This window comes from Luteimonas sp. RC10, assembly GCF_014192745.1.
Lineage (GTDB): Bacteria > Pseudomonadota > Gammaproteobacteria > Xanthomonadales > Xanthomonadaceae > Luteimonas.
Map to the genome: position 1 here is coordinate 127,528 of NZ_JACHYJ010000007.1, position 26,374 is coordinate 153,901.

The 26,374-nt window shown below is 72.4% G+C and carries 19 protein-coding genes; 13 read left to right on the forward strand and 6 right to left on the reverse strand.

What is annotated here, in order from left to right:
* Positions 1 to 54: 54 nt before the first annotated feature.
* Genes FHW73_RS13200 through FHW73_RS13210 form a run of 3 tightly spaced genes read right to left on the reverse strand, consistent with a single transcriptional unit; the run spans position 55 to position 3,998 of the window.
* A complete protein-coding gene (locus FHW73_RS13200) occupies positions 55 to 1,539 on the reverse strand; it encodes a porin (protein WP_183427211.1) in 1,485 nt (494 codons plus the stop codon).
* Between the two features lie 38 nt (positions 1,540 to 1,577).
* Entirely contained in the window at positions 1,578 to 2,597 is a 1,020-nt protein-coding gene (locus FHW73_RS13205) for an alpha/beta hydrolase (protein WP_183427212.1), read from the reverse strand.
* Positions 2,598 to 2,642: 45 nt separating this feature from the next.
* Entirely contained in the window at positions 2,643 to 3,998 is a 1,356-nt protein-coding gene (locus FHW73_RS13210; protein WP_183427213.1) for a dicarboxylate/amino acid:cation symporter, read from the reverse strand.
* A gap of 176 nt (positions 3,999 to 4,174) precedes the next feature.
* On the opposite strand from FHW73_RS13210, the gene FHW73_RS13215 reads away from it, so the two are divergent.
* The 3 genes from FHW73_RS13215 (at position 4,175) to FHW73_RS13225 (ending at position 9,008) form a co-directional block, all read left to right on the forward strand.
* A complete protein-coding gene (locus tag FHW73_RS13215; RefSeq protein WP_183427214.1) occupies positions 4,175 to 5,341 on the forward strand; it encodes a porin in 1,167 nt (388 codons plus the stop codon).
* A 50-nt stretch (positions 5,342 to 5,391) separates the two neighbouring features.
* Positions 5,392 to 8,010: a PAS-domain containing protein gene (locus FHW73_RS13220; protein ID WP_183427215.1), complete on the forward strand. Its 2,619-nt coding sequence runs from the start codon at positions 5,392 to 5,394 to the stop codon at positions 8,008 to 8,010.
* A gap of 122 nt (positions 8,011 to 8,132) precedes the next feature.
* Positions 8,133 to 9,008 (forward strand): hypothetical protein, encoded by an 876-nt coding sequence (locus tag FHW73_RS13225; protein WP_183427216.1) that lies wholly within the window; start codon positions 8,133 to 8,135, stop codon positions 9,006 to 9,008.
* A gap of 74 nt (positions 9,009 to 9,082) precedes the next feature.
* Here the strand turns inward: FHW73_RS13225 and FHW73_RS13230 are convergent, their stop codons facing one another.
* Entirely contained in the window at positions 9,083 to 9,721 is a 639-nt protein-coding gene (locus FHW73_RS13230) for a response regulator transcription factor (protein ID WP_183427217.1), read from the reverse strand.
* A gap of 86 nt (positions 9,722 to 9,807) precedes the next feature.
* Between FHW73_RS13230 and FHW73_RS17570 the strand changes: the two genes are divergently transcribed.
* The gene (locus FHW73_RS17570) at positions 9,808 to 12,936 is read left to right on the forward strand and encodes a ligand-binding sensor domain-containing diguanylate cyclase (RefSeq protein WP_183427218.1); all 3,129 of its coding nucleotides are present in this window, start codon (positions 9,808 to 9,810) and stop codon (positions 12,934 to 12,936) included.
* 4 nt (positions 12,937 to 12,940) lie between these two features.
* Here the strand turns inward: FHW73_RS17570 and FHW73_RS13240 are convergent, their stop codons facing one another.
* Positions 12,941 to 14,167 carry a flavohemoglobin expression-modulating QEGLA motif protein gene (locus FHW73_RS13240; RefSeq protein WP_183427351.1) on the reverse strand — a complete coding sequence of 409 codons (1,227 nt, stop codon included), beginning with the start codon at positions 14,165 to 14,167 and terminating at the stop codon, positions 12,941 to 12,943.
* A 533-nt stretch (positions 14,168 to 14,700) separates the two neighbouring features.
* Complete coding sequence (gene rsgA / locus FHW73_RS13245) at positions 14,701 to 15,786, reverse strand: ribosome small subunit-dependent GTPase A (protein ID WP_255492984.1); 1,086 nt, start codon at positions 15,784 to 15,786, stop codon at positions 14,701 to 14,703.
* Positions 15,787 to 15,937: 151 nt separating this feature from the next.
* Between rsgA and FHW73_RS13250 the strand changes: the two genes are divergently transcribed.
* The 9 genes from FHW73_RS13250 to FHW73_RS13290 all read left to right on the forward strand — a co-directional run bounded on the left by FHW73_RS13250 (position 15,938) and on the right by FHW73_RS13290 (position 26,372).
* Entirely contained in the window at positions 15,938 to 17,200 is a 1,263-nt protein-coding gene (locus FHW73_RS13250; RefSeq protein ID WP_183427219.1) for an aminotransferase class I/II-fold pyridoxal phosphate-dependent enzyme, read from the forward strand.
* Positions 17,193 to 17,822: a GDSL-type esterase/lipase family protein gene (locus FHW73_RS13255; protein ID WP_183427220.1), complete on the forward strand. Its 630-nt coding sequence runs from the start codon at positions 17,193 to 17,195 to the stop codon at positions 17,820 to 17,822. Before FHW73_RS13250 ends, FHW73_RS13255 begins: the two co-directional genes overlap by 8 nt.
* The gene (locus FHW73_RS13260) at positions 17,819 to 18,535 is read left to right on the forward strand and encodes a class I SAM-dependent methyltransferase (RefSeq protein WP_183427221.1); all 717 of its coding nucleotides are present in this window, start codon (positions 17,819 to 17,821) and stop codon (positions 18,533 to 18,535) included. Before FHW73_RS13255 ends, FHW73_RS13260 begins: the two co-directional genes overlap by 4 nt.
* Positions 18,532 to 19,068: a hypothetical protein gene (locus FHW73_RS13265; protein WP_183427222.1), complete on the forward strand. Its 537-nt coding sequence runs from the start codon at positions 18,532 to 18,534 to the stop codon at positions 19,066 to 19,068. Before FHW73_RS13260 ends, FHW73_RS13265 begins: the two co-directional genes overlap by 4 nt.
* An 87-nt stretch (positions 19,069 to 19,155) precedes the next feature.
* Positions 19,156 to 21,126, forward strand: coding sequence for a lytic transglycosylase domain-containing protein (locus FHW73_RS13270; RefSeq protein ID WP_183427223.1), 1,971 nt, complete (start codon positions 19,156 to 19,158; stop codon positions 21,124 to 21,126).
* A 107-nt stretch (positions 21,127 to 21,233) separates the two neighbouring features.
* Positions 21,234 to 22,865, forward strand: coding sequence for a hypothetical protein (locus FHW73_RS13275; RefSeq protein ID WP_221187559.1), 1,632 nt, complete (start codon positions 21,234 to 21,236; stop codon positions 22,863 to 22,865).
* A 194-nt stretch (positions 22,866 to 23,059) separates the two neighbouring features.
* Positions 23,060 to 24,721 (forward strand): hypothetical protein, encoded by a 1,662-nt coding sequence (locus tag FHW73_RS13280; RefSeq protein ID WP_183427225.1) that lies wholly within the window; start codon positions 23,060 to 23,062, stop codon positions 24,719 to 24,721.
* A 75-nt stretch (positions 24,722 to 24,796) separates the two neighbouring features.
* Positions 24,797 to 26,083 carry a multifunctional CCA addition/repair protein gene (locus FHW73_RS13285; RefSeq protein WP_183427226.1) on the forward strand — a complete coding sequence of 429 codons (1,287 nt, stop codon included), beginning with the start codon at positions 24,797 to 24,799 and terminating at the stop codon, positions 26,081 to 26,083.
* Positions 26,076 to 26,372 carry a peptidase gene (locus tag FHW73_RS13290; RefSeq protein WP_183427227.1) on the forward strand — a complete coding sequence of 99 codons (297 nt, stop codon included), beginning with the start codon at positions 26,076 to 26,078 and terminating at the stop codon, positions 26,370 to 26,372. The genes FHW73_RS13285 and FHW73_RS13290 overlap by 8 nt, the downstream gene beginning before the upstream one ends.
* Positions 26,373 to 26,374 lie beyond the last annotated feature (2 nt).

Here is a 26,374-nt window from a genome sequence, read left to right on the forward strand (position 1 = left end):
ACCCCCGGCGCCCGCGCCGGACCCGACGCGGGCGGATGGTGCGCATTGCGCAGGTCAGAACACGACCTGGGCGCGGACGTTGACGGTGTTGCCCGAGTCCGGGCCGCGGTAGCTGCCGACCTGGTTGTCGGTGGTCCAGTGCACGTAGTTGAGCATCAGCCGCGACCAGTTGTTGAGGTACCAGTTCACGCCGAGCGTCCAGGCATCGCCCTCGCCGCCGCGCCGGGCGTCGGTGAAGTCCATGCGGTCGAAACGCGCGGCCAGTTCCCAGGCGCCGATGCCGCCGTCGGTGACCGGGCGCGCGACCCGGGTGGTGCCCCAGACGCCGGAGCGGGCGCTGAAACCGGGCTTCTCGCCGGTGAGCAGCCAGCCGGCGTAGACCGAGGTCGCCTTCTGGGTGAAGTCGTCGGCGGTGCGCGAGGCGATGGTGCGCTCGGCGTACTCGGCGAAGGCCCAGCCGCTGCGCCAGGTGCCGCCGAGCTCGGCGCCCCAGATGGTCTCGCGGCTGACATCGGCGATCGAGCTGGCCGACACACGCACGTTGTCGTTGAAGCTCGAGGCGATGCGCGGGACCTTGTTGATGCTGGTCACGTCGCTGCCGAACTCCTCGTACACCGCCCAGCCGCCCAGGTGCACGAAGCCCTGCGCGCGCTTGATCGGGTTCCAGTGCGCGCGTGTGGTGACGGTCTGCGAATCGCTCTGCGCACCGGCATTGCCGATGTCGTCGCCGGTGAAGCCCAGGCTGTAGTGCCAGTTCTGGCCGATGAGCTTCATCTGCGCGCCCAGGCCGAAGTAGCCGCTGTTGGGCGCGCCGATCGAGGCGACCGCGTTGCGCTCCATGAAGGGCGTGCGGGTGAGCGTGGTGCTCGAATCGATCGCGCGGTCCTTGAGCTTGTTGCCGAGGTAGAACTCGGCCGGCAGGTTGCCCAGGCGCGTATCCCAGGACAGGTAGGCGTCCTTGATGCTGACGTCGTTGTCGGCGAAGTCGGCGTCGATCTTGTAGCCCAGCGCGCCGATGGTGCCTTCGGCGCCCAGGCGCACCTGGCGCATTTCGGTGCCGCCGATGTTGCGGTCGGCGAAGTTCGAACCGTGGGTCGACGACCAGTCCATCATCACCCGGCCACGCGGGTGGAAGGTGAAGCTGCGATCGGCGTTGCGGAACTCCGGTCCGCCGCGGCGCCAGCTGGTGTTGCCGCCGCCGGTGCCGCCGCTGGCGGCCAGCTGCGCGACCTGCGCCTGCAGGATTGCCAGGTCGTCCTGGCGGGTGTCGGCGACGGCCGCGGCGACCTGGGCGTCAGTCGCGGACGCGGCCGCAGGCGACGCGGCGACGGCGGTCGCCGGTGCCGGCCGCCCCGCTTCGAGCGCGGCCAGGCGCGCGTTGAGCTGTTCGAGCTGGGCGGCCTGGGCCTGCAGCATCTGGGCCTGCTGTTCGACGAGCGTCCGCAGTGCGGTCTCGTCCTGGGCGGTGGCGTCGAAGGCGGCCGTGCCGAGTGCAAGGCCGATGGCGGCAGCGAGTGCCGCAGAGCGCAATGGGTGCATGTATGTCCCTCCCCGGGATGGTGGCGTGGGCGCGGCGGTCAGTCGCCGTCCGCGTCGTCGATGTCCTCGTCCGGCACATCGGTGGCCGGCGCGGGTGCGGTGTTGCCGAGCAACGGCTGCAGCGAGACCGGCGCACCCTGCATGAAGCCGTGGCTGCGCGCCCAGGTCGCGAACAGGCGCGGCCACTGCGCGACCAGCGCGCCCGGCCGGCCCAGGCCCCAGCTATGGCCGCCGCGCTCGAAGATGTGCATCTCGGCCGGCACGCCCTGGGCGCGGGTGGCGTTGAACATCGTCAGGCTGTGGCCGACATCGGCGATCGGATCGTCGGCGGCATGCACCAGGAACACCGGCGGCATGTCGGCGCGCACGTGCGATTCGACCGAGTAGGCGGCGACCGCGTCGGACTGCGTGCCCAGTTCGCGGCGCGAGCGGGTGGTGTCGAGCGGCGCCTGCAGCGACACCACCGGGTAGAGCATCGCCAGGAAATCCGGCCGCGACGAGGTGCGGTCGGCAGCATCCAGGGCGGGATAGAAGTCGTGGTCGAACCGCGTGGCGAGGATGCCGCCGAGATTGGCGCCGGCCGACGAGCCCATGACGCCGATCTGCTGCGGGTCGATGCCCAGCGCATCGGCCTGGCTGCGCAGCAGGCGCATCGCGCGCTGGCCGTCCTGGAACGGCGCCACCGCCGGCCAGCCGTCGCCCGGCAGCCGGTAGTACAGCACCGCGGCGGTGGTGCCGATCGAGGCCAGCCACTGCGCCATCGGCGCTGCGGCCGTGCCGACCTGGATGCGGAAGTAGCCGCCGCCGCCCAGGATCAGCACCGCGGTGCCGTTGGGCTGCGCGGGCCGGTAGATCTCCATCCGCGGCTCGGCGATGCGGGTCACCGCACCCAGTGCGCTGCCTTCGTTGCCGACTTGCTCGGGGCCGGTGACGTTGGTCGGCAGGTGGCCGGCCGGCCACAGCGGCACGGTCTGTGGGCCGGTCTGCGCCTGGGCGATGCCGGTGCAGGCGAACAACAGGCCGGCGATGGCGCCGGCCCAGCGATGTGGTGTCGTCATGGGTCCCCTCCCGAGGAATTGCATGGATGGTGCTGGGTGCGGCGATCAGTCGAGCGCCAGCACCTCGCGGTCACCGGGGCCGGCGGCCGGATCGGGCGCGGCCATCACCGGCGCCGGCGTGCCGTCGAGTGCGGCGTTGAGCGCGTCGCGGTCGAGCGCGTTCTCCCAGCGCGCGACGACCACGGTCGCGACCGCGTTGCCGATGAAGTTGGTCAGCGAGCGGCACTCGCTCATGAAGCGGTCGATGCCCAGGATCAGCGCCATGCCGGCCACCGGCACCGTCGGTACCACCGACAGCGTGGCCGCCAGGGTGATGAAGCCCGCGCCGGTCACGCCGGCCGCGCCCTTGGAGCTGAGCATCGCCACCAGCAGCAGGGTGACCTGCTGCCACAGCGTGAGTTCGGTGTTGGTGGCCTGGGCGATGAACAACGCGGCCAGGGTCATGTAGAGGTTGGTGCCGTCGAGGTTGAACGAGTAGCCGGTCGGCACGACCAGGCCGACCACCGACTTCTTGCAGCCGGCCTTTTCCATCTTCTCCATCAGCGAGGGCAGCGCCGATTCCGACGACGAGGTGCCCAGCACCAGCAGCAGTTCGGCCTTCAGATACCGGATCAGCTTGAGCACCGAGAAGCCGCACGCGCGCGCCACCGCGCCCAGGATCACCAGCACGAACAGCAGCGCGCTGACGTAGAACGTGCCCACCAGCCACGCCAGGTTGACCAGCGATTCCAGGCCGTACTTGCCGATGGTGAAGGCGATCGCGCCGAACGCGCCGATCGGCGCGGCCTTCATCAGGATGTGCACCAGCTTGAACACCGGCGTGGTCAGCGCTTCGAGGAAGGTCAGCACCGGGCGGCCCTTCTCGCCGGTGAGCGCCAGCGCGATGCCGAACAGCACCGCGATGAACAGCACCTGCAGGATGTTGCCGTCGACGAACGCGCCGACCAGGGTGCCGGGGATGATGTCGAGCAGGAAGCCGGTCAGGGTCAGCTCGTGCGATTTCTGCACATAGCCCTGGACCGCGGCGGTATCGAGCGTGGCCGGATCGATGTCCATGCCCACGCCGGGCTGGACGATGTGCGCCACGACCATGCCGACCACCAGCGCCAGCGTCGAGAAGAACAGGAAGTAGGCCATCGATTTGGCGAACACCCGGCCGACGGTGCGCAGCTGGGTCATGCCGGCGATGCCGGTGACGATGGTCAGGAAGATCACCGGCGCGATGATCATCTTGACCAGCTTGATGAATGCGTCGCCCAGCGGCTTGAGCTGCTCGGCGAACGCCGGTGCGTAGTGGCCGAGCAGCGCACCCAGCGCGATCGCGACCAGCACCTGGACGTACAACTGGCGATACCACGGCAACCGCGGGGCGGCCGGCGTGGCGGCGGGAATGGCGTGCATGCGAAGGATCCGGTTGGCGCGTCCGTCGACATGCGGGCGCTCGGCGAGGCTGTGTTGTACGCCCGCATGCCGGATCCGCCGATAGCGCATTGGTGTTATGCGCCGCGTGCATCCGCTGCGCACACTGCCTAGACTGCCCGGCCCACCCGCGCCCTGCGCCCATTCAGGTCCCCCCGATGCGCCCCACCCTCCCGCTGCTGCTGGCGCTCGCCGCCGGCACGTCTCCTGCGTTCGCCCGTCAATTCGACGACTGGCCGACCGGCTACACCTTCGGCGACGGCACCCGCGTCGCGGCGACGGCGAACTTCGCCTGGGACACGGTGGATTTCAGCGGCGATCGGCGCCTGAGCGACGACGACGGACTGCGCCGCCGCGAGTTCGGCGCGACGGTCAAGAAGGCTGGCGTCTGGGATGCGATGGTCTATTTCGACTTCGAATCCAGGACCTGGCTGGACGTGTTCGTGCGCGTGGAGAGCAAGGCGTTCCTGGGCCGCGACCTGGGCAAGCTGCGCGTGGGCTATATGAAGGTGCCGGTCGGGCTGGAGGGCGTGACCGCCTCGCGCGCCGGCACGTTCATGGAACTGGCGGCGCCGATCCAGGCGATCTACCAGGGCCGGCGGACCGGTGTGGAGTGGACCTACGAACAGCCGACCGCGCTGTTTCAGCTCGGCGGCTACGCCGGCCAGGACCTGCACGGCGACAATCACGGCCAGACCCTGGCCGGGCGTGCGGTGTGGACGCCGCGCAAGGCCGACGGCGACGTGCTGCACCTGGGGCTGGCGGCCTCGCGCGAGAACCCGGAGGCCTGGACCGATGGGCGCGGCGACCGCTTCGCCCCGACTGCGCGCCTGCGCGCGCGACCCGGCGCGGGGCTGACGCCGGTGCGCCTGGTCGATTCGGGCGACCTGGCGCCGGTCGATCACATCCGCCGCACCGGTCTGGAAGGCATCTGGATCCGTGGGCCGGTCTCGCTGCAGGGCGAGCTGCTGCGCGCCGACATCGCGCGCGACGGCGGCCTGCCCGACTACCGCGCCGAAGGCGGCTACCTGGCCGGCAGTTGGCTGATCACCGGCGAGCACCGGCCGTACTCGGCCGGCAATGTCGCCAACCCCAAGCCGGCGCACGGCTACGGCGCGGTGGAACTGGCCGCGCGCTACAGCACGCTCGACCTCGACGACGGCCTGATCGCCGGCGGCCGCCAGCACGACTGGACGTTCGGCGCCAACTGGTATCTGACCTCGCACTTCAAGCTGCAGGCCAACTACGTGCGCACCAACGCCACCCGCGGCGGCCGCGCGACTTCGCCCGATGCGGTCGAGTTCCGCGCGCAGGTGCAGTTCTGAGCGAGCGACGCGTCGCGAGCCCGCGACACGTCGGCCGCTAGCCTGGCCCCATGCGCTCCCCGCCCCGTGCCCGCCGCCTGCTGTGGACCGCAATCGCGATCGGCGGGCTGGTGGCGACGATCGTGCTGGGCTACCAGGTCGGTGGCCAGAGCGCCTTGCGCCAGCAGACCGCGCTGGCGCAGCAGCAATTGCAGTTGCAGGCGCAGGCGCTGGACCAGCGCATCGAGCGTTACCGCGCGCTGCCGCAGTTGCTGGCGCTCGACCCCGACCTGCGTGCCGCGGTCGCCGCGCCCGTGGACGCGCCCACGCGCGAGCGGCTGAACCGGCGGCTGGAGGAAGCCAACCGTACCGCGCAGGCGTCCACGCTGACCTTGATCGGCGCCGACGGCACCGCGATCGCGGCCAGCAACTGGCGCACGCTGGGCAGCAACGTCGGCGAACGTTACGCCTTTCGCCCGTATGTGCAGCAGGCACTGCGCGAGGGCAGCGGGCGCTTCTACGGCATCGGTGTGACCACCGGCGTGCCGGGCTACTTCCTGTCCGAGGCGCTGCGCGACGCGGACGGCCGCGCGGTCGGCGTGATCGTCATCAAGCTCGAGCTGACCCAGTACGAGGAGCGTTGGCCGCACGCCGGCAACGTGGTGCTGGCCAGCGACCGGTACGGCATCGTGTTCCTGGCCAGCCGGCCCGAATGGCGTTACCGGGTCCTCGCCCCGCTCAGCGATAGCGCACGCGCCGAACTCGAATCCACGCGGCAGTACGGCCGGCAGCCGTTGCGTCCGTTCGCCGGCACGATCGACGCCGATGCGCTGGCGCGCATCGACAACCCGGCCATGTCCGGACGCTGGCTGTGGCAACGCACGCCACTGGCCGACACCGACTGGACGCTGCACCTGCTGCAGGATGCGACGCCGGTCGCGATCGCGGCCTGGCAGTGGGCCGGCATCGCCGGCGTGTCGTGGATCGCGCTGGTGTTCGTGGTGCTGTTCGCGCAGCAGCGGCTGCGCCTGGCGGCGCTGCGTCGGCGCAGCCGCGAGGAGCTGGAGACGTTGGTGCGCCAGCACGCCGAGGAACTGCGCACCGCCAAGGACGGGCTGGTCGCCGCCGCGCAGGAGGCCGATACCGGGCTGAGCCGGCGGCTGGCGCATCTGCCGCAGGGCGTGGTCATCATCGACGCGCAGCTGCGCATCGTGGCCTGGAACGCGCGCTACATCGAGTTGTTCCGCTTCCCACCCGACCTGGTGCGGGTGGGCACGCCGATCGAGGACGTGTTCCGCTACAACGCGCGACGCGGCCTGCTCGGCCCCGGCCCAGTCGAAGACGCGATCGAGCGCCGGCTCGACCATCTGCGCAGCGGCAAGCCGCATGCGCGCGAAAGCGAGAAGAGCGACGGCACGGTGCTGGAGATCCGCGGCAATCCGCTGCCCGACGGCGGGTTCGTCACCAGCTACGCCGATATCACCGCCTACAAGACCACCGCGCGCGAACTGCGCACGCTGGCCGACGCGCTGGAGCAGCGCATCGCCGAGCGCACCGCGGATCTGGAGCAGGCGCGCCGCGAGGCCGAGGCCGCGAACCGCCAGAAGGGCCGGTTCGCCGCGGCCGCGGTGCACGATCTGCTGCAGCCGCTCAACGCCGCGCGCATGTTCGTCTCGGCGCTGCGCGCACGCTTGCCGAATGCGGAGACACGCACGATCGTCGACAGCATCGAGAGCGCGCTGTCGGCGCAGGACGGCATCCTGACCAGCCTGCTCGATGTCTCGCGGCTGGAATCGGGCACGCTGCAGGCCGACGTGCGCGACGTGCCGCTGGGCCCGGTGCTCGAAGCGCTGGCGCGCGAGGCCGGCGTGCTGGCACAGGCCCGCGGCCTGCAATTGGACGCGGTGCCCACGCGTGCCTGGGTACGCAGCGATCCGGTGCTGCTGCGCCGGCTGGTGCAGAACTTCCTGTCCAACGCGGTGCGCTACACCGCGCACGGCCGCATCCTGCTCGGTTGTCGGCGCGAGGGCACGTCGCTGCGCATCGAGGTGCACGACACCGGCCCGGGCATTGCGCCCAACCGCCAGCGCGAGATCTTCGAGGAGTTCCGCCGGCTCGACGACGGCGGCGGCGACGACCGCGGAGTCGGTCTGGGGCTGTCGATCGTCGAGCGCATCGCGCGGTTGCTCGGCCATCGCATCGGCCTGCGCTCGCAGCCCGGCGTGGGCAGCGTGTTCTCGGTCACGGTGCCGCTGGCGCCGCCGGGCGCGCACCCGGCACCGGCGCCGACGCGAGACCCCGGCGAGGATTCGCCGCTGCGCGGCTGCCGGGTCTGGTACATCGATTCCGACGTCGTGGCCTGCGAGGCGATGCGCGAGCGACTGGCGCAGTGGCAGTGCACGGTGGCGTTCGTCGGGGCACCGGCGGACGCGGTGACGCTGGCCGATGGCGCGGCCGCACCCGACGTCCTGCTGCTGTGCGAGCGGGGGAATGCCGCGGATGTCGCCGCACTGTGGCGCCAGCTGCAGGCGAGCTGGGAAGACGCGCCGCTGGTGATCCTGCTGGCCGAGCGCGAGGACGCCGGGTTGCGCGCGCTGGTCGAGGCCGGTGACTGGAGCATCCTGCCGATGCCGGTGCGTCCACCGGCGCTGCGCGCCTTGCTGAGCCAGCGTCTGCTGCGTCGCGGTTGAGCGGCGCCGCGCACGCCCGACGCCAAGCCGATCCGCGAACGCGCTTGCCCTCCGGGCGCTGTCGGCCGATCCTCGCGACCCGCCACCGCCACGCCGCCGCCATCCAGGAGCCCTGTCCCGCCATGCCCATGCCCTTGCGCGCACGTCTGTGTCCTGCCGTCGCGGCGCTGTGCGCCTGTCTGCTGGTGCTCAGCGGCTGCGTCACCACGACGCCCGTCCGGGGCGATGCCGACGCGCACACCCTGCTGGAGGCCGGCCAGCAACACGCCCGGCAACAGGACTGGACCGCACTGCGCCTGTACCGGCGGGCCGCCGTGCTGCGCCCCGTCGACGACGCGGTGATGGGCGCGCAGGCGCGACTGGGACGCGCGCTGTCGACCGGCAGCCTGGCACCCTATGGCGAGCGCGACAACGGCGGGGCGCTGCGGCGGCCGCGGCCGGAACAGGGGCGTCCGTGGCTGCTGCTCGCGGCGCGCCATGGCTCGACGGCCGCGATGCGCGACCTGTGGGAGGACGCCCGCCTTCGCGGCGATGCCGTGCAGGAGGCGCGTTGGCGCATGCGCTTTGCGATGACCACGCAGAGCCTGTTCGAACGCGGCGCGCTGCGCCCGACCCAGCTGGGCGGCCTGTCCGACCCCCGCTCGCCGCCGACCGCCGCGTCGCAGGCGCGGCTCGACGCCATCGTCGCCGCGATCCGCGAGCAGGCCGCGCGCGGCGATGTCGAGGCCTGGATCGACCTCGGACTGCTGCAGACCTTCGGCATCGGCATGCCGCGCGACCCGCAGGCCGCACTGGCGCAGTTCCAGCGCGCCGGCGATGCGGGCAGCGCCATCGGCCTGTATTTCTGCGGGCTGCTGGCGATGGAGAACGCGGTGACCGGGATCGAGCGGGCGCAGATCGAGGCCTGGTTCGCGCAGGCCCATGCGGCTGGGTTCCCCCTCGCCCGGGACGGGCTGTGGCAGGAACTGCAGGCGCCCGTCTTCAACTTCAGCAGCTGAACGCGCAACCGGCGTTGCCGACCGACGGGTGACGCTTTGGCAAGCTGCGCGTGGCGCCGTCACCGCCCTCGCGGTCAGCCTTCGTCTTCGGGCTCCAAGGCCTTGACCAGGACTGCGGCCTGGGTGCGGCTGTGGCATTCGAGCTTGCGCAGGATCGCGGTCACGTGGACCTTGACGGTGTTCTCGGCCAGGCCGAGCTGGTGGGCGATCTGCTTGTTGAGCAGGCCGTCGGCCAGGCACAGCAGCACCCGCACCTGCTGCGGCGTGAGCTGGGCGAGGCGGCTGGCCAGCTGGGCATCGGCCTCCGAGCGCTCGGCGGTCAGCGGCGGGAACCAACTGCCGCCGTCGAGCACCGCCGCGACCGCCTGGGCGATCGACTCGGCCGGTGCCGACTTGGAGATGAAGCCGGCGGCGCCGAACTGCTGCACCCGGCGCACGGTGCGCGGGTGGTCGTTGGACGAGATCACCAGCACAGGCAGCTCGGGCCGCTCGCCGCGCAGCCACACCAGCGTGGACAGGCCGCGGGCGCCGGGCATCGCCAGATCGAGCAGCACCAGCTCGATCTCGGGGTGGGCCCGCAGCGCAGCCTCGACGGCCGAGGCGCTGGCGGCCTCGACCACGCGGATCTCGCCCAGGCCATCGCGCAGTGCATGCAGGACCGCGGCACGCAGCAGCGGGTGGTCGTCGGCGACCAGAATCGTCGGAGTCTCCATTGTCACAGTCTGGCATGCCCATCGGCGGGCGCTTTCGAAGGCACAATGGTTGATCGGGACGATCGGGAGCCGGAGCCACCATCGAGGTGCATACCGTCGCGCACATCCTTCGCGCGCACAGGCGCCGCCGTTGCCGTGGCGCACTGCTCGCGCTGCTCGCCGCGCTGGCGCCTGCGGGCGTCTGTGCGCAGGCGCCGGGCGAGGCGCCCCCGCTGAGCCTGGAGATCTACGGCCTCGATGAAGGGCTGTCGCAGCTGACGGTCTCGTCGATGAGCGGCGACGACCAGGGCTTTCTGTGGGTCGCCACCCAGGACGGCCTCAACCGGTTCGATGGGCATCGCTTCCGCACCTACCGGACCGACGACACGCCCGGCGAGGCGGGTCTGGCGAGCAGCGGCATCGACAGCCTGGCGTTCGAGGCGTCCACCACCCGGATGTGGCTGGGCACCGACGACGCCGGCGTGGAGGTGGTGCATCTGCCGACCTGGACGCGGCGACGGGTGGATGTCGATGCGGGCCTGTCGCACACGCGCGTCACCGAGATCCTGCTCGACCCCGACGGCGGCGCGTGGGTGGGCACCGAGGCCGGGGTCGACCATGTCGACGCGGCGGTCGCCAAGGTCCGGCCGCTGGGCGCGACCGGGGAGATCGTGGGCCTGGTCTGGGCGGAAAGCCGCGGGCAGCCGGTCGCGCTGGACACCGCCTGCAGGCTGTGGGCGGTCGCCGATACCGGGCTCGAGGCGCTGCCGTCGCCGCCAGGCGCGCGCCGCTGCCTGGCGCTGCAGGCCGGCGCCGAGGGGCTGTGGATCGCCTCCGATGCCGGCCTGCACCGGCTGGACCTGGGCGGTGCGGTCCTGCGCCATTGGCCGATGACCGCGCTGGGCGCCAGCACCGCGCGGCCCACGGCGATGATCCGGCTCGGCGATGGCCGGTTGCTGGTCGGCTTCGCCGATGGCGGGGTGGTGCAGCTCGCGCCCGGCAGCGACCGCCCGCAGCCGCTGCGCTTCGACCAACCGCCGCGCAGTGCGATCACCCGCTTCCATGAGGGGCGGTCCGGCGCCTTGTGGATCGGGACCTACACCTCGGGCCTGTACCGGGCGCGGCCGCTGTCGTCGGTGATCCGCCAGGACGGCGCCGGCGTCGGCGACATGCGCGACTGGCCGAGCCCGAGCGTGCGTGCGATCGCACGCGACGGGGCGCGGATGCTGGTCGGCACCGATGCCGGGCTGCACCTGCGCGATGGCGCCGGGCCGTGGCGCACGATCCCGGCGCTGGCGACCGATTCGGTGCGCGCCCTCGCCGCCGACGGGGCCGGCGGCTGGTGGGTCGGCACGCTGTCCGGGCTGTACCGGCTGCACCGCGATGACCGCATCGTGCCGGTCGCCGGCCTGCGCGATCCGCGCATCGATGCGCTGCTGCGCCAGGGCGACACGCTGTGGGTCGGCACCCGCGGCGGGCTGCAGCGTTTCGAGCGCGGCCAGGCGGTGGCCGACCCGCGCGCGGCGGCGATCGACGGCAGCGTGGTCACCCGGCTGTATCCCGACATCGACGGCAGTCTGCTGGTGGGCACCAGCACGCGCGGGCTGTGGCGGCTGCGCGGCGATACGTTCGCGCGACTGACGCCCACCGGCGCCGGCCTGCACCGCGCGGTGTGGGCGATCCATGGCGATGCCCGCGCAATCTGGGCCGGCACCTTCGGCGGCGGCCTGTACCGCATCGACCGCGCGAGCGGCGAGTCGACCGTGCTGACCGACCGCGATGGGCTGACCAACAACGTCGTCTACCGGATCCTGCCCGACCCGGGCGGGCGGCTTTGGGTGAGCACGAATCTTGGCCTGAGCGTGGTCGACCACGACAACGGCATCGTGCAGAACCTGGGCCGGCGCGACGGCCTGCGCAACCAGGAATACAACAGCGGCTCGGCGTTCCAGGACGCGGACGGGCTGCTGTATTTCGGCGGCACACTGGGGCTGGACGTGATCGCGCCGATGCAGCTGCCGTGGCGCAGCGCACCGGCGCGCCCGGTGCTTACCGGCCTGCAGTTGCTCAGCCGGCGCAGCGACCTGGAGGCGCGTCGCGCCGGCGAGACCGACATCGTCTACGCGACCCGGATCACGCTCGACGACGAGGACGACGTGTTCACCATCGGCATGACCGCGATCGACTTCCTCGCCCCTGGCGCGGCGCAGCTGCGTTACCGGGTCGACGGCCTGCATGCGGGCTGGCTGTATCCGCACCAGGCGCGCACCGAGGTCTCGCTCAACCACCTGCCCGCCGGGCGCTATCGACTGGAGGTGCAGGCGGCCGGCCGCGACGGCACGTTCGGCCCGTCGCGGGTGCTGGAGATGACCATGCCGCCGCCGCCCTGGCGCCATCCGCTGGCCTACGCCGGCTACGTGCTGCTGGCCGTCTGTGCGCTGGCGCTGTTCGTCTGGCGCGCGCGACGGGCGGTGCATCGCGAGCGCGAACGCGCGGCACTGCTCGACCGCACGATCGCCGAGCGCACTGCCCAGCTCGAACAGGCCAATCGGCGACTGCAGTTGAGCAACGCGCAACTCGACGCGGCGACCCGGCTCGATCCGCTGACCCGCCTGGCCAATCGGCGCGAGCTGCAGGACTGGCTGGCGCGGGCGTCGCAGCGTGTGTCGACGCCGGCCACCGCGGAGGCGACGCAGACCGCGTTGTACTTCTTCATGCTCGACATCGACGCGTTCAAGCGCATCAATGACACCCGCGGCCACCAGGCCGGCGACGCGGTGCTCGTGCAGTTCGCGCAGCGGCTGCGCGGCCTGTGCCGCAGCGACGACCTGCTGGTGCGCTGGGGCGGCGAGGAGTTCCTGCTGGTCGCCCCGCTCGACGGCCCCGAGGCGGCAGCCCGGCTGGCCGAGCGCATCCGCGACACCGTCGCCGCCGAGCCGGTGACGCTGGCCCACGGTGCGCCGCTGCCGCTGACCTGCTCGATCGGCTTCGCGCCCTGGCCGTTCGCATCCGCCTGGCCGACGCTCGGCGACTGGCAGCAGACCAGCGCGCTGGCCGATCGCTGCCTGTACGCAGCCAAGGCCGCCGGGCGCGATGCCTGGGTCGGTCTGGTACCGACTCCCACACCCCGCCGGCACCAGTTGCATGCGCTGTTCGCCGGCGCCGACCCGGCCGACCTGGGCGAGAGCGTGCGCTGCCTGTACTCGACCGCCGCGCCGCCGACCTTCGGGCTGTGAGCGGCTAGAGCCGGTCGAGCCGGATGCGGTTGGCGAACAGCGAGAACGCGAGCATGCCCGCCAGCCCGCCGGCGCGCGCCAGCCACGGCGGCAGCCAGCGCGGCGGCTGCAGCGTGCCGTCGTCGAACAACGACGCGAACCGGTGCACATCGTCCAGGGTCATCTTGCCGGCGAACAACTGCCGGCACAGCGGCAATCGGCGCTGCGCCAGCGCCTGGCGGAAGAAGGTGTGCACATCGATCAAGCCGCGCAGATATACCGTGTCCTTGGTGAAGGCATGGCCACCGCCGAGCGGCACGCCGCGGAACACCCGCTGCGCCGAAGCGAAGCTCTCGGCCGGCGCTTGTCCGGCGGCGTGGAAATAGTCGAATACCTGCAGAAAGTCGGCCCCGTCCAGCGCACGCGCGATCGCCTCGGTGCGCAGGCTGACCCGCTTCATGCGGGCGATGTCGAGGCTGCCGGTGATCTGCTCGGCGAACACCGCCAGCCCTTCCTGCGTGGCGGTGGTGCGCGGCGCGGCCATCGCCAGGCTCGGCAGCACCGGCTGCGCGCGGCCGTTGAGCGCGGTCAGCGAATGCACGAAGGCTTCGTGCTGCAGCAGTTGCGCACGGTCGTGCGGCGAGTAGCGCGCATCGGCGCGCAGCCGCAGGCGATAGGCGCCGGCGGCGGCCTTGGCGATGAGCCCGGCATCGAGTGCGACCTCGACCACGCGTGTGCCGAAGTACCCGTCCAGATCGCCCTGGAGCTGCGCCTGCAGCGTCGCGGCATCGACCGTCGGGTCGTCGGCCTCGCCGAGCAGGGCCGGATCGTAGGCCTCGGCGATCTGGAGAAAATGCCGCGCCGCATCGCAGGTCGTCAGCGCCCCGCCCGGCAACGGTGCGTCGGGGCGCCCGTAGAGCGCGACCGCGTGCGCGGTGACCGCGCCGGTACCCAGCGTCTCGAGCAGGCGCGCGGCCACCTCCCAGGCCTGCGCCGATTCGACCAGATACGCGCCCAGCGGATGCTGCGCATCGGCCGCGGCCGCGACCGCGGCCAACTCGCGCCGCGCCTCGGTGAAGTCGAGCGTGGGATAGACGACCTCCGGCATCTCGCGACGCCCGGCCGCGAACGCCGCAAGAAACCGCTGCTGCGTCTGCGGCGCCCAACTCGCCAGCCCGAGCAAGCGGATCCCACGCGCAGCGGCGACCATGCGCGCATCGAGCGCAGCGTGATGGGCGATCGCATCGGGCATCGGCAGCTCCTGGTCGCGGCGCGGCCACTGTAGCAACGCCGCGTCGTCGACTCCCGGCGCCCGCATTCCTACCTCCCCGCCTGCGGGGCGAGGTCGACGCGCGCAGCGCGGCGGGTGGGGGCGGGGCTGTCCCGACATCCAAACGACGCGCCCTCGCGGCCAAGCGCCCCCCACCCCAGCCCTCCCCCGCACGCGGGGGAGGGAGCTAGATGCTGCAGCGCTGCAGTGCCGAAGACCGCGACTACCTCCCCCGCCTGCGGGGCGAGGTCGACGCGCGCAGCGCGGCGGGTGGGGGCTGGGGCTTTCCCGAGCTCCAAACGACGCGCCCTCGCGGCCGAGCGCCCCCCCACCCCAGCCCTCCCCCGCACGCGGGGGAGGGAGCGCAGCGTTGCAGTGCCAAAGATCGCGACACCTTCCCGCACGCGGGGAGGAGCACAGTGCTGCGGCACCAAAGATCGCGACACCTCCCGCATGCGCGGAGGGAGTGCGCGCCGTAGCGTCGGGAGCACAGCGCCGCAGCGCGCGCGCAAGTCTCAGCGGCGGCCGGGCCGTCGTCCGGTGGGGCGGGCGTCGTCCTGGCGGGCGGCCAGGCGGTCGGCGCGGCGGGCGGTGGCGGCGTCGCGTTCGTCGCGCAGCTTGAGGTAGTTCGCCAGCCGCTGTGCGGTCAGGGTGCCGGCTTCGACCGCGGCGCGTACGGCGCAGCCGGGCTCGCGTTCGTGCCGGCAGTCGCGGAAGCGGCAGTCGGCGGCCAGGGCTTCGATGTCGGCGAAGCCGCCTTCGGCAAGGTCTTCTTCGCCGGTCGGCTTGAGCTCGCGCATGCCCGGGGTGTCGATCAGGCAGGCGCCGGCCGGCAGCGGGATCAGCGCGCGGTGGGTGGTCGTGTGGCGGCCGCGGTCGTCGCTGTCGCGCACCGCGCCGGTGCGCATGTGTTCTCGGCCGAGCAAGGTGTTGGTCAGCGTCGACTTGCCGGCGCCCGAGCTGCCGACCAGCACTGCGGTGGTGCCCGGCCCGAGCCAGGGGTGCAGGGCGGCGACGCTGTCGGGGTCGCGGGCGTTGACCGCCAGCACCGCGACGCCGAGCGCGGCGATCTCGGCCAGCGCGGCGCGCGCGGCCTGGGGGTCGGCGCTGTCGCGGTCGGCCTTGGTCAGCACGACGACCGGCGTGCCGCCGCCCTGCACCAGCAGCAGGTAGCGTTCGATGCGGCGCGGGTTGAAGTCGGCATCGAGGCCGCAGACCACGAGCACGGTGTCGATGTTGGCCGCGATCAATTGCTGGCGGTAATGCTCGCCGGCCGCCGCGCGCTTGATCGCGCTGCGCCGGGGGAGCATCGCGACGATGCGACGTTCGTCCTCGACCAGCACCCAGTCGCCGACCGCGGCTCGGTCCTCCGGGGCCATCGTGCCCTTGCGGTAGCCGCTGCGGCGCAGCCAGTCGGGCAGCGACTCGACCGACAGTGCTTCGCCGGGCGCACCGGCGACCAGGTAGCCGGAGCGGTGTTGCTCGACCACGCGCCGGGGGTGCGCCTGCGGGTGGGCGGCCATCGTCTCGGCCCAGGGGCCGGACGGGGGGCCGTCGAATGGCCAGCCGATCGCGCGCAGCGCGGGGTCGGGGGCGGTCAAGCGGTCGGCGGGACAGTCGGCATGCGGCGAATTCTACGGGGACCGCGCCAAGGCGCGCACGGCGGCGGGCATGACCATTCGTCGGCCCGGCCGCATTCATGCATCTTTTGGGCTAGCATCGGGCGACCCTCCCCGCGCAGAGCGCCGCCTGATGTCCGCCCCCCTCAAAACCCGCGAACGCCTGTCCGAAGTGCGCTACGAAATCCGCGGCGAGCTGGCCCGGCGAGCGCGCGAGCTGGAGGCTCAGGGGCGCACGCTGATCAAGCTCAACATCGGCAATCCCGGCGCCTTCGGCTTCCGCGCCCCCGAGCACCTGCAGCGCGCGATCGCGGGGCGCATCCACGACACCGATCCCTATACCCACCAGCAGGGCCTGCCGGTCGCGCGCGAGGCGATCGCCGCCCACCATGCCGCGCGCGGCGCGCATGCGGTCTCGCCCGAGCGTGTGTTCGTCGGCAACGGCGTCAGCGAGCTGATCGACATCGCGCTGCGCGCGCTGCTCAATCCCGGCGACGAAGTGCTGGTGCCCTCGCCCGACTATCCGCTGTGGTCGGCGGCGACGATCCTCAACGACGGTCGGCCGGTGTTCTATCAGTGCAAGGCCGAGCACGGCTTTTTGCCCGACCCCGACGCGCTCGAGGCCCTGGTGTCGCCGCGCACGCGCGCGATCGTGCTGATCAACCCGAACAACCCGACCGGTGCGGTCTACCCGCGCGCGCTGCTCGAGCGCATCGTCGCCATCGCCCAGCGCCACGGCCTGCTGCTGCTGTGCGACGAGATCTACGACGCCATCACCTACGACGGCGCGGTGTTCGAGCCGCTCGCGCCGATCGCAGGCGACGTGCCCTGCGTGTCGTTCGGCGGGCTGTCGAAGGTCCACCGCGCCTGCGGCTGGCGCGTGGGCTGGGCCGTGCTGTCGGGCGATGAGGCGCGCAGCCGCGAGTTCCGCAATGCGATGGACCTGCTCGGCGCGCTGCGCCTGTGCGCGAATGTGCCCGGGCAGTTCGCGATCGAAGCCGCGCTGACCGGCATCGACACGATCGGCGCGCTGTGCGCGCCGGGCGGACGGCTGTACGAGGCGCGCCGCGCGGTGATCGAGGCCTGCGCGGCGAGCCGTTATCTGCAACTGGTCGAGCCGGCCGGCGCGCTGTACGCGTTTCCCGGCATCGCGCCCGAATACGCGCAGGGCTTCGACGACCATGCGTTCGCGCTGGAACTGATGGACGCCGAGGGCGTGCTGGTGGTACCGGGCAACAGCTTCAACGTGCCCTATCGCAATCATTTCCGCGTGACCCTGCTGCCCGAGCCGGCGCAGTTGCGCGAGGTGTTCTCGCGCATCGAGCGGGTGCTCGATCGCCAGATCACCGACGCGCGCAAGGTCGTGCCGCTGGTGCCGCGCGCGGTCAATGGCTGAGCGCGCGCGGCCGGTCCGCTATCTGGCGCTCGGCGACAGCTACACGATCGGCGAGGGCATCGCGCCGGCCGCGCGCTGGCCGGTGGTGCTGGCCGATGCGCTGCGCGCGGCCGGGACCGCGATCGATACGCCGCAGATCATCGCCACCACCGGCTGGACCACCGACGAGCTCGATGCCGGCATCGACGCCGCCGCGCCCGAGGGACCGTTCGATCTGGTCAGCCTGCTGATCGGCGTCAACGACCAGTACCGCGGCCGCCCCGTCGAGGACTATGTGCCGCGCTTCGAAGCGCTGCTTGCGCGGGCAGTCGGCTTTGCCGGTGACCGTGCCGAGCGCGTATGCGTGCTCGCGATCCCCGACTGGGGCGTCACGCCGTTCGGCGCGCAGTCCGGGCGCGATGTCGCCGAGATCGCGCGTACGCTCGATGCCTACAACGCCGCTGCGGCGGCGCTCTGCGCGCAGCATGGTGTGGCGTTCGTCGACATCGCGCCGGTCAGCCGCGCCCTCGGCGGCGAGCCGGCGATGCTGGCCGACGACGGCCTGCATCCCTCGGCCGCGCTGCACGCGGCCTGGGCCCGACTGGCGCTTCCGGTCGCACGCGGCTTATTGTCGCGGGCATGACCGCGACCACCTCCGATTCCACCCCGCTCTCCACTGCCCCGTATCCGCGCGATGCCGCGCGCGGCATTGCGCGCGCCTTCCTGCCGCGCCACCCGCTGGGCAACCGCTACGACTACTACTACACGCTGACCAAGCTGCGCACCGATCCGCTGTATCCGGGCGTGCTGCAGGCGCTGCGGCCGACGAGCGCGCCGGTGCTCGACCTGGGCTGCGGCCTGGGCCTGCTGGCGCACGCCTTGCGCGCCGATGGCCAGGTCCTGCCCTACGCCGGTGTCGACATCGACGCGGCCAAGATCCGCCGCGGCCGCGAGGTCGCGGCGCGCGCCGGCCTGGCCGACGTGCAGTTGGACGTGCTCGACCTGGCCGCCGGCCTGCCGGCGCACCGCGGCAGCGTCGCGATCCTGGACGTGCTGCAGTACCTGTCGCACGAGCGCCAGCGCGCGTTGCTCGACGAGGTGATCGCGATGCTCGCCCCGGACGCGCTGCTGGTGATCCGCAGCGGGCTGGCCGACGGCTCGACCCGCAGTCGCACCTCGCGCATCACCGATCGGCTGGCCAATTTCGCCGGCTGGATGCAGGAGCGCGCACGCTGCTACCCCACCGCCGACGGGCTGCGCACGCAACTCGAGGGCGCAGGTCTGGCGACCACGCTGCGACCGCTGTACGGCGACACCCCGTTCAACAACTGGCTGATCGTGGGCCGCCGCACATGAGTCCGCGCGACGGGCTGGCCGATGCGCCGATGTTGGCGCTCGACGACCCGGCGTGGGCACGGCTGAGCTGCGCGCATGGCGTCGCGCTGGGCGTGCCGGCCCTGCTGGCGCAGCTCGACGGCGCGACCGAGGACAGCTGGCAGAGCGCGCCCTGGCAGGCGCTGTGGTCGGCGCTGTGCGACGAGGGCCGCGTGCATCCGGCCTCGTTCGCGGCCGTGCCGCACATCGTCGCCGCGCTGGCCGAGGCGCCCGAGCGCGCCTGCCCGAGCCATTTCGTGTTGCCGGCGAGCATCGAGCTGGCGCGCGCCGCCAGCGATGCGGTGATTCCCGACAGCCTGATCGACGGCTATGTCGCCGCGCTCGCCCGGTTGCCGCTGCTCGTCGGCCTGGTCGCCGCGCCGGACTGGGACGAGACGCTGTGCGCATCGGCGCTGGCCGCCACCGCCGCGGCGACCGGCCAGCATGCGTTGGCCGAGTTGCTGCTCGAGGCCGACGACGTCGATGCGGTACTCGCCTGGCTGCGCGCGGACTGAACTGCTGCAGGCGGCACCGCGGCTGCCACATCGGCTTCAGCGACGCTTGGCTATAGTCGTCGGCCCTTCGCCGAAGCCTGTCTGCCGATGCCGTCCAGCGTCCCTCGCACCGCCCACTCGCTGCCGCGCACGCTGCGTGGCGCACTGCTGTCCCTGCTCGCGCTCGCCGCTGCTGCGCAGGCGCAAGCACCGGGCGACGACGGCTTTCTTGCCGCGATGCAGGCCGCCGAGCGTGGCCAGCCGGTGCCGCCGGCAATGACCGGCCATCCGGCCGCCGCCTGGTTGGAACTGGCCGCGCTGCGACGCAATCTCGACACGCTGCCGTTGGCGCAGGGCCAGGCCTTCCTGACCCGGCATGCCGGTACGCCGGTGGCCGAGGTCTTCCGCGAGAGCTGGCTGCGCGCCCTGGCCAAGCGCCAGGACTGGGCCGGCGTGCGTGCGGCCTGGTCGCCGTCGATTTCGAATGTCGCCTTGCGCTGCATCGAGCTCGACGCGCGCGCGCGCACCGGCGCCACCGATGCGCAGTGGACGCGCGATGTGCAGGCCATCTGGCGCAGCAGCGGCACGTCGCTGCCCGACACCTGCGACGCACCGCTGCAGACGTTGTCTGCGCGCGGCGGTCTAGACGACGCGCTGCGCTGGGAGCGCTTCGACCTGGCGGTCGCCGCGCAGGACGTGGCGATCGCGCGCGGGATCGCGCGGGGGATGTCGGCGGCCGAGCAGGCGCTGGCGACCGACTATGCAGCGTATCTGCAGGCACCGCACGCGCGCGCCACAAGCTGGCCGAAGACCGCGCGCAGCCGGCTGGTCGCCTCGCACGGGCTGGCGCGTCTGGCCAAGGACGATCCGCTGGGCGCCGAGGCGCAGTTGCCGGCGGTCGCGAGCGCGCTGGGCTTCACCGAGGAAGACAACGGCCGCGTGCTCTACCAGGCCGCGCTGTGGACCGTGGCGTCCTATCTGCCGGACTCGGCGAGGCTGCTGGCGCGGGTGCCGGCCTCGGCCTACGACGAGCGCCTGCACGAGTGGCGCGCACGCGAGGCGATGGCGCGCAGCGACTGGCCGGCGGCGCTGTCGGCGATCCGCGCGATGGGCGCGGCGCAGCGTGCGCAATCGCGCTGGACCTATTTCGAGGCGCGGCTGGCGGCGCTGACCGGCGACCCGGCGACCGCCGAACGGCTGTACCGCGACGCGGCGACGAAATCCGACTTCCACGGCTTCCTCGCCGCCGACCGCCTCGGCCAACCCTACGCGCTGTGCCCTTGGGACTTCGCCCCGTCCAACGAGGCCAAGACGCGCGTGGCGACCGACCCGGGCATCGTGCGGGCGATGGCGCTGTATCGCATCGAACGGCCGATCTGGGCGACGCGCGAATGGAGCGCCGCGCTCGAACGCTTCGACGACGAGCAGCGGCGCATCGCGGTGCTGGTGGCGCAGGAGAACGGTTGGTACGACCGCGCGGTGTTCGGGCTCGGCCGCCAGCCCGACGAAACCCGGCTCTACGCGCTGCGCTTTCCGCTGACCCAGCAGGCGCTGATCGAGCGCGAGGCCCAGCGCCACGGTCTGGACCCGGCCTGGGTCGCGGCCGAGATCCGCGCCGAGAGCACGTTCAACCCGCGCGCACGTTCGCCTGCCGATGCCCGCGGGCTGATGCAGGTGCTGCCCTCGACCGGCGCGGCGGTCGCGCGCCGGCTCGGCCGCAGCTGGGGCGGCGCCGAGAGCCTGTACGACCCCGAGACCAACGTCGCGCTGGGCACCGCCTATCTGCGCGAGAAGAAGGACATGTATGGCAAGCCCTACGTCGCGATCGCGGCCTACAACGCCGGGCCGACGCCGACCTCGCGCTGGCTGTCGCAGCGCCCGGACATGGATCCCGACTTCTGGATCGAGACGATCAGCTATCGCGAGACGCGCGAGTACGTCGCCCGCGTGCTCGCTTTCAGCGTGCTCTACGACTGGCGCATGTACGGCCGCGCCGCGAAGCTCGACGAACGTCTGCGCGGCGCCGAGGCCCAGCGCAACACGCGCTTCGCCTGCCCGACGGGCACGGCAGCCGGCTGAGTCGACGTCTCGGGGATAATGGGCGGCGGTCGCGATGGATCGGGGATGCCTGCAAATGCGCGCATCCCCATTCGCATGGGGAGTCGATAGTGTGGCGTAAGCTGTGCATGGCCGTGTGCCTGGTGGGCGCGGTCTGGGGTGGGGTCGAGGCATCGCCGGTCGACCCGCAGGTGGTGTTCATCGCGCACGACGTCACGCCCGATCGCGCGCGTGCACGTGCGCAACCCTACCGTGCCTACGTGGATGTCTCGATGCAGTCCGCGCCGGACAGCGCGTCGCAATTGCGCATCCGCCCGTTGTGGGTGGGGGGCCGCGGGTCTTCCACGCGCGGCTCGCTCGCGCTCGATCACCGGGACGAGGGGGATCGCGCCGCGATCGACATCCTCGAGCGCGGCTTCACCCTGACACTGCCGGGCAACGACGAGGGCGCCGTCCTGCACCCTGCCGACCTGGCGGGCTGGCAGGCCGCCTCGGGCCCCTCGGACGCCCGGTTTCTCGCGCTTCTCCGACTCCAGGCCCTGGGCCTGCGCCCGGTGACGCTGCCGGCGGCGCCGCAGCTCGGACAGCGCCTCACGCATCTCGAGCGCGGTGGCGATTTCGCATCTCTCGCCACACGGATGCGCGTGCGCGCGCTGACGCCGGAGATCGTGCTGCTCGATCTCGAGTTCGAGGGCGACGGCCTCTCCGGGCACGGACGGCAGGCGGTGCGCCGCCAGGACGGCAGACCGCTGGAGACGCGTCTGTATCTCACCTCCCGTGACGGCCAGGCCACGCCCGAGACCCACCGGTTGTATCTGGTGGACATGGCGACCGAGCCTGTCCTCGATCTCGAACACGCCCTCTCGCCGCCAGAAGACGTGTTCAACGTCACCGCCGAGCGGCTGGCGGCGCCGCCATTCTCGGCGCGCAGCGACGACCCGGCCCTGTTCGCGACGGACCCGATCGAGGCGGGCACGCTCGAGGCCTGGATGCTGCTCGACGACGGCAGCGCGCTCGACATGGCGCTGGCCTTCGACGTCCTGTCGCACCACGACGGCGGCCGCCCGCACATCGTGCTGCGCGCCGACGGCCGTCCGGCCGCCCGCGCGCCGCATGTGGTCTTCATGCACCTGCGCGATGTGCAGTTGCTCGATGTCGAAGGCCAGCCGTTGCCCGACGCGACCCCGACCGTCACGCAGCGGAGCTTTCGGGTGCATGCGGGCATGCGACTCGACGAGACCCGGGTGTCGTTTCCCTTCCGCCTGCCGCTGACGGTGTCCGAATCGACCTTGCAGCCGCTGTCCCGCATTCGCCTGACCGCCGATACCCGGGTCTACCGCTGGGATCGGGCCGAACCCGTGCCGTATTGCGGGCAGAGCACGCACAGTGCCGACACCGTGATCGAATGGACGTCGCCGTACCGCGCCACGCTGCGTCAGGCCGCCCCCGCTGCGGGCGACCCCCAGGGCAGGTGGACCACGGCCGTGCCGATCGATGCGGCCGGTCGCGAGATTGCCTTTTCGCAGCTCTTCGTCGGCCGCGCATCCGATGCCGCCAGCGACTGGCGCACGCTCGACGCCATGCCGCTGCTGCAACTCGACCCGGAACGTGCTGTCGACCGCACGGAAATCGCCACGCATGCGCCCATGGCCGGCCTGCGCCTGCGGCATTACCGCTGGCGGACCGACCGACGCACGCTGACATTCGACGACATCCGCATGCAGCCCGGCGAGCGCGACCGGGACGCCGCCGCGGACTGAGGTCACACCGGTATCGGCCGGCGATGCGCGTGGCGTCCGGTGCCGGTGTTGCGTGCGATGTGTCGATCCCTCTCATTGCGCAGCAGCGTCCGGACCGAAGTGTGGTGGCAGCGCGTCGGGGATAATCTCCGGCTCACCGCAATGGTCCGCACACCCGGCGTCGACCGGCAGTCCAACCAAGGAGCAACGAGTCGATGATCGGACCGTATGGCATCGCGACGGGCCTCTGCCTGTGGATGACGGCGGGCTTGGCCAACGCCGCGGACGTCACGCCGCGCGTGGTCTTCATTGCGCACACGGTCCTGGATGCGGTGCCGGATGCTGTGCCGAGCAGGCACTGGAGCTATGCCACAGTCTCGCCAGGCACGCCCGCGCGCGATGACACGCCGCTGCGCGTCCGCCCGGTCTGGACGCGCGCGCCGGACCGTCACATCGACGAGATGGCCGGGCGCGTGCCGCCCGCCGCCTACGCGGGTTTCGATCTGCAGTTGCAGCGCGAAGGCGTCGCGCTGCGGCCGGTCGACACGGCGGCGTGGCGGTCGCTGCCGCCTGACGATCCGGCCACCTCCCTGCTCGCCTCCACCCGGATGGCCGCGCTCGCCCTGCGCCCCGGCATGCTCCCGCCGGCGCTGCGCGTCGGAAGCCACGCCACCCGCCAGGACAGCAGCGGCGATTTTGCGGGTCTGCGGCAGACCTCGCGGATTCGCAGCCTCGACGCCACGGTCGCCGTGCTCGACCTCGAGATCGTCAGCGCCGGTCTGCGTGGCCATGGCCGGCAAGCGGTCCGCATCGACGACGGCGTGCCGCTCGAAACCCGCCTGTACCTGGAGCGCACGACCGACAGCACCGGGCCCGACGTGCAGCGGCTGCACGTGATCGACATGGCCACCGAGCCGGCGCTGGATCTCGAACTCGAGGCGGACCTGGCCCAGGCGTCCATCGACTCGGCGCGCGCCATCCTCGATGCGCCGCCGTTCTCCGCGCCGTCCGACGATCCGGCGCAGTACGCGCCACACCCGACTCCGGAAGGTGCGCTCGAATCGTGGATGGCGAGCGCGGACGACGCCGCGCTGGAGACCATGCTGGTCGTCGGTGTGCAGCGCTCGCCTGACGGCGATCGCCCCCATCTCGCCATCGGCGCCGATGGCCGCGCAGCCGGCCGCAGCGGTCCGCCCATCGCGGATTTCCTCAGCCTGCGGCTGCGCACGGTCACCCTGCTCGACGCCGCCGGCCAGCCGCTGGCCGGCACCGACGCGACGATCGTGCAACCGACCCTGCCGATGGCCGATCGCCAGCGCATCGTCGACACCCAACTGGCGTTTCCGTTCCAGCTCCCGCCCGACGTGCCGGCCGATACGCTGTGGGCGCTGGACACCGTGCGGATGACCGGCGAGGTGGATGTCTATCGCTGGGACCGGGCCGAAACCGTGCGCCGCGGGACCTCCCAGACGCACAACCGCGATGCGCGCATCGAATGGATATCGCCGCACCGGGTCGCGCTGCTGCAGGATCACCCCACGCCTGCGCACCGCGACGGCCTGTGGACGACGGCGGTCCCGATCGATGCGGACGGTCATGAGATTCCCTCGGCGCAGGTCATCACCGGCCGGACACTCGACGCGCCTGGCGACTGGCGCACGCCCGCCACGCTGCCGCCGCTGGCGTTCGAGTCCGGGCGCATGCCCCAACGGCTGGACATCGCCACGGCCACGCCGTTGGCCGGCCTGCGCCTGCGTCACTATCGTTGGCGCGCCGAGCCGCGAACCTGGACGTTCCACGACATCCGTACGCGGATGCCCGCCGCTGAACGCGCCGAGTACGAGCGCCAGTTCGGACGCAACGCGAGCGCGCGTTGAGGCGACCATCGGCCCGCGACCGGTAGGCTGTCGCTTCAGACCCGCCCGATGGTGATTGCCCGAACCATGTCCCCCATGAAGACCTATCTCGTCGGTGGCGCCGTGCGCGATCGCCTGCTCGGCCAGCCCGCGGGCGATCGCGACTGGGTCGTCGTCGGCGAAACCCAGGCGGCGATGGAAGCGGCGGGCTTTCGCGCGATCGGCCGCGATTTTCCGGTGTTCCTGCACCCGCGTACCGGCGAGGAGTACGCGCTGGCGCGCACCGAGCGCAAGGCCGGACGCGGCCATCGTGGCTTCGTCGTCGATGCCGACCCGTCGGTGACGCTGGAACAGGATCTCGAGCGTCGCGACTTCACGATCAACGCGATCGCCGAGGGGCCCGACGGCAGCCTGGTCGATCCCTACGGCGGCGCGCGCGATCTCGACGCGCGGGTGCTGCGCCACGTCGGCCCGGCGTTCGCCGAAGATCCGCTGCGGGTGCTGCGTGCCGCGCGCTTCATGGCCCGGTTCGCGCCGCTCGGCTTTACGGTCGCCGACGAGACGATGGCGCTGATGCGCGCGATGGTCGAGGCCGGCGAACTGGCCACGTTGACGCCCGAACGCGTGTGGCAGGAACTGCGCCGCGCCCTGGGCTCAGCGCGGCCGTCGGCGTTCGTACGCACCTTGCACGACTGCGGCGCGCTCGCGGTCGTGCTGCCCGAGGTCGATGCGCTGTACGGCGTGCCGCAGCGCGCCGAGTACCACCCCGAGGTCGATACCGGTGCGCACATCGAGCTGGTCGTCGACATGGCCGCGCGGCTGGCGCCGGGCGACGATGTGATCGGCTTCGCCGCGCTGACCCACGACCTGGGCAAGGCGCTGACGCCCGCGCACCGGCTGCCGCGCCATGTCGGCCACGAGCACGCCGGCGTGCGTCCGCTCGAGGCGCTGTGCGCGCGGCTCAAGGTGCCGGCCGCGCATCGCGAACTGGCGATCGTTGCCTGCCGCGAACACCTCAACGTGCACCGCATTGCCGAACTGCGCGATGCCACGCTCTACGAACTGATCGCGCGCTGCGACGGGTTTCGCCGGCCCGAACGCATCGACCAGCTCGCACTGGTCTGCGAGGCCGACAAGCGCGGGCGCCTGGGCAGCGCCGATAGCGACTATCCGCAGGGCGCGCAGCTGCGTCGCGCCCACGCCGCTGCCTGCGCGGTCAATGCCCGCGACCTCGCCGCCGACGGCCTCACCGGCCCTGCGATCGGCGAGGCGCTGCGGCGTGCACGGATCGCGGCGATCGCCGCCGCGCGCCGCGCCGACGCGCCGGTCACGGCAACGCCTGCCGCCTCGAACCGATCCGACACAGGGGACCCCAATGCATAAGGCCACGATGCTGTTACTGGGACTGCTGCTGACGGCTTGCAGCCCACCGCAGGCGCCCACCCCCGCCACGCCCGCTCCGACCACCGCACCGACCGTGGTCGGCGGCGACCGTGACGCCCACGGCTGCATCGGCTCGGCCGGCTACACCTGGTGCGCGCGCAGCGCGACCTGCGAACGGCCGTGGGAACTGGCCGAGCGCGAAGGCATCGAGAACACCGCACCCGCCGTCGAGGCCTGGTGCGCGGCGCCGGCCGACGCGCCGCAGGTGATCACGCCGCCCGCCGACTAGGT

What these genes read in the sequence shown, in the direction of transcription:
- FHW73_RS13200 (WP_183427211.1), bottom strand. Translation starts at nt 1,539, where the DNA reads ATGCACCCATTGCGCTCTGCGGCACTCGCTGCCGCCATCGGCCTTGCA.
- FHW73_RS13205 (WP_183427212.1), bottom strand. Translation starts at nt 2,597, where the DNA reads ATGACGACACCACATCGCTGGGCCGGCGCCATCGCCGGCCTGTTGTTC.
- FHW73_RS13210 (WP_183427213.1), bottom strand. Translation starts at nt 3,998, where the DNA reads ATGCACGCCATTCCCGCCGCCACGCCGGCCGCCCCGCGGTTGCCGTGG.
- FHW73_RS13215 (WP_183427214.1), top strand. Translation starts at nt 4,175, where the DNA reads ATGCGCCCCACCCTCCCGCTGCTGCTGGCGCTCGCCGCCGGCACGTCT.
- FHW73_RS13220 (WP_183427215.1), top strand. Translation starts at nt 5,392, where the DNA reads ATGCGCTCCCCGCCCCGTGCCCGCCGCCTGCTGTGGACCGCAATCGCG.
- FHW73_RS13225 (WP_183427216.1), top strand. Translation starts at nt 8,133, where the DNA reads ATGCCCATGCCCTTGCGCGCACGTCTGTGTCCTGCCGTCGCGGCGCTG.
- FHW73_RS13230 (WP_183427217.1), bottom strand. Translation starts at nt 9,721, where the DNA reads ATGGAGACTCCGACGATTCTGGTCGCCGACGACCACCCGCTGCTGCGT.
- FHW73_RS13240 (WP_183427351.1), bottom strand. Translation starts at nt 14,167, where the DNA reads ATGCCCGATGCGATCGCCCATCACGCTGCGCTCGATGCGCGCATGGTC.
- FHW73_RS13250 (WP_183427219.1), top strand. Translation starts at nt 15,938, where the DNA reads ATGTCCGCCCCCCTCAAAACCCGCGAACGCCTGTCCGAAGTGCGCTAC.
- FHW73_RS13255 (WP_183427220.1), top strand. Translation starts at nt 17,193, where the DNA reads ATGGCTGAGCGCGCGCGGCCGGTCCGCTATCTGGCGCTCGGCGACAGC.
- FHW73_RS13260 (WP_183427221.1), top strand. Translation starts at nt 17,819, where the DNA reads ATGACCGCGACCACCTCCGATTCCACCCCGCTCTCCACTGCCCCGTAT.
- FHW73_RS13265 (WP_183427222.1), top strand. Translation starts at nt 18,532, where the DNA reads ATGAGTCCGCGCGACGGGCTGGCCGATGCGCCGATGTTGGCGCTCGAC.
- FHW73_RS13270 (WP_183427223.1), top strand. Translation starts at nt 19,156, where the DNA reads ATGCCGTCCAGCGTCCCTCGCACCGCCCACTCGCTGCCGCGCACGCTG.
- FHW73_RS13275 (WP_221187559.1), top strand. Translation starts at nt 21,234, where the DNA reads ATGGCCGTGTGCCTGGTGGGCGCGGTCTGGGGTGGGGTCGAGGCATCG.
- FHW73_RS13280 (WP_183427225.1), top strand. Translation starts at nt 23,060, where the DNA reads ATGATCGGACCGTATGGCATCGCGACGGGCCTCTGCCTGTGGATGACG.
- FHW73_RS13285 (WP_183427226.1), top strand. Translation starts at nt 24,797, where the DNA reads ATGAAGACCTATCTCGTCGGTGGCGCCGTGCGCGATCGCCTGCTCGGC.
- FHW73_RS13290 (WP_183427227.1), top strand. Translation starts at nt 26,076, where the DNA reads ATGCATAAGGCCACGATGCTGTTACTGGGACTGCTGCTGACGGCTTGC.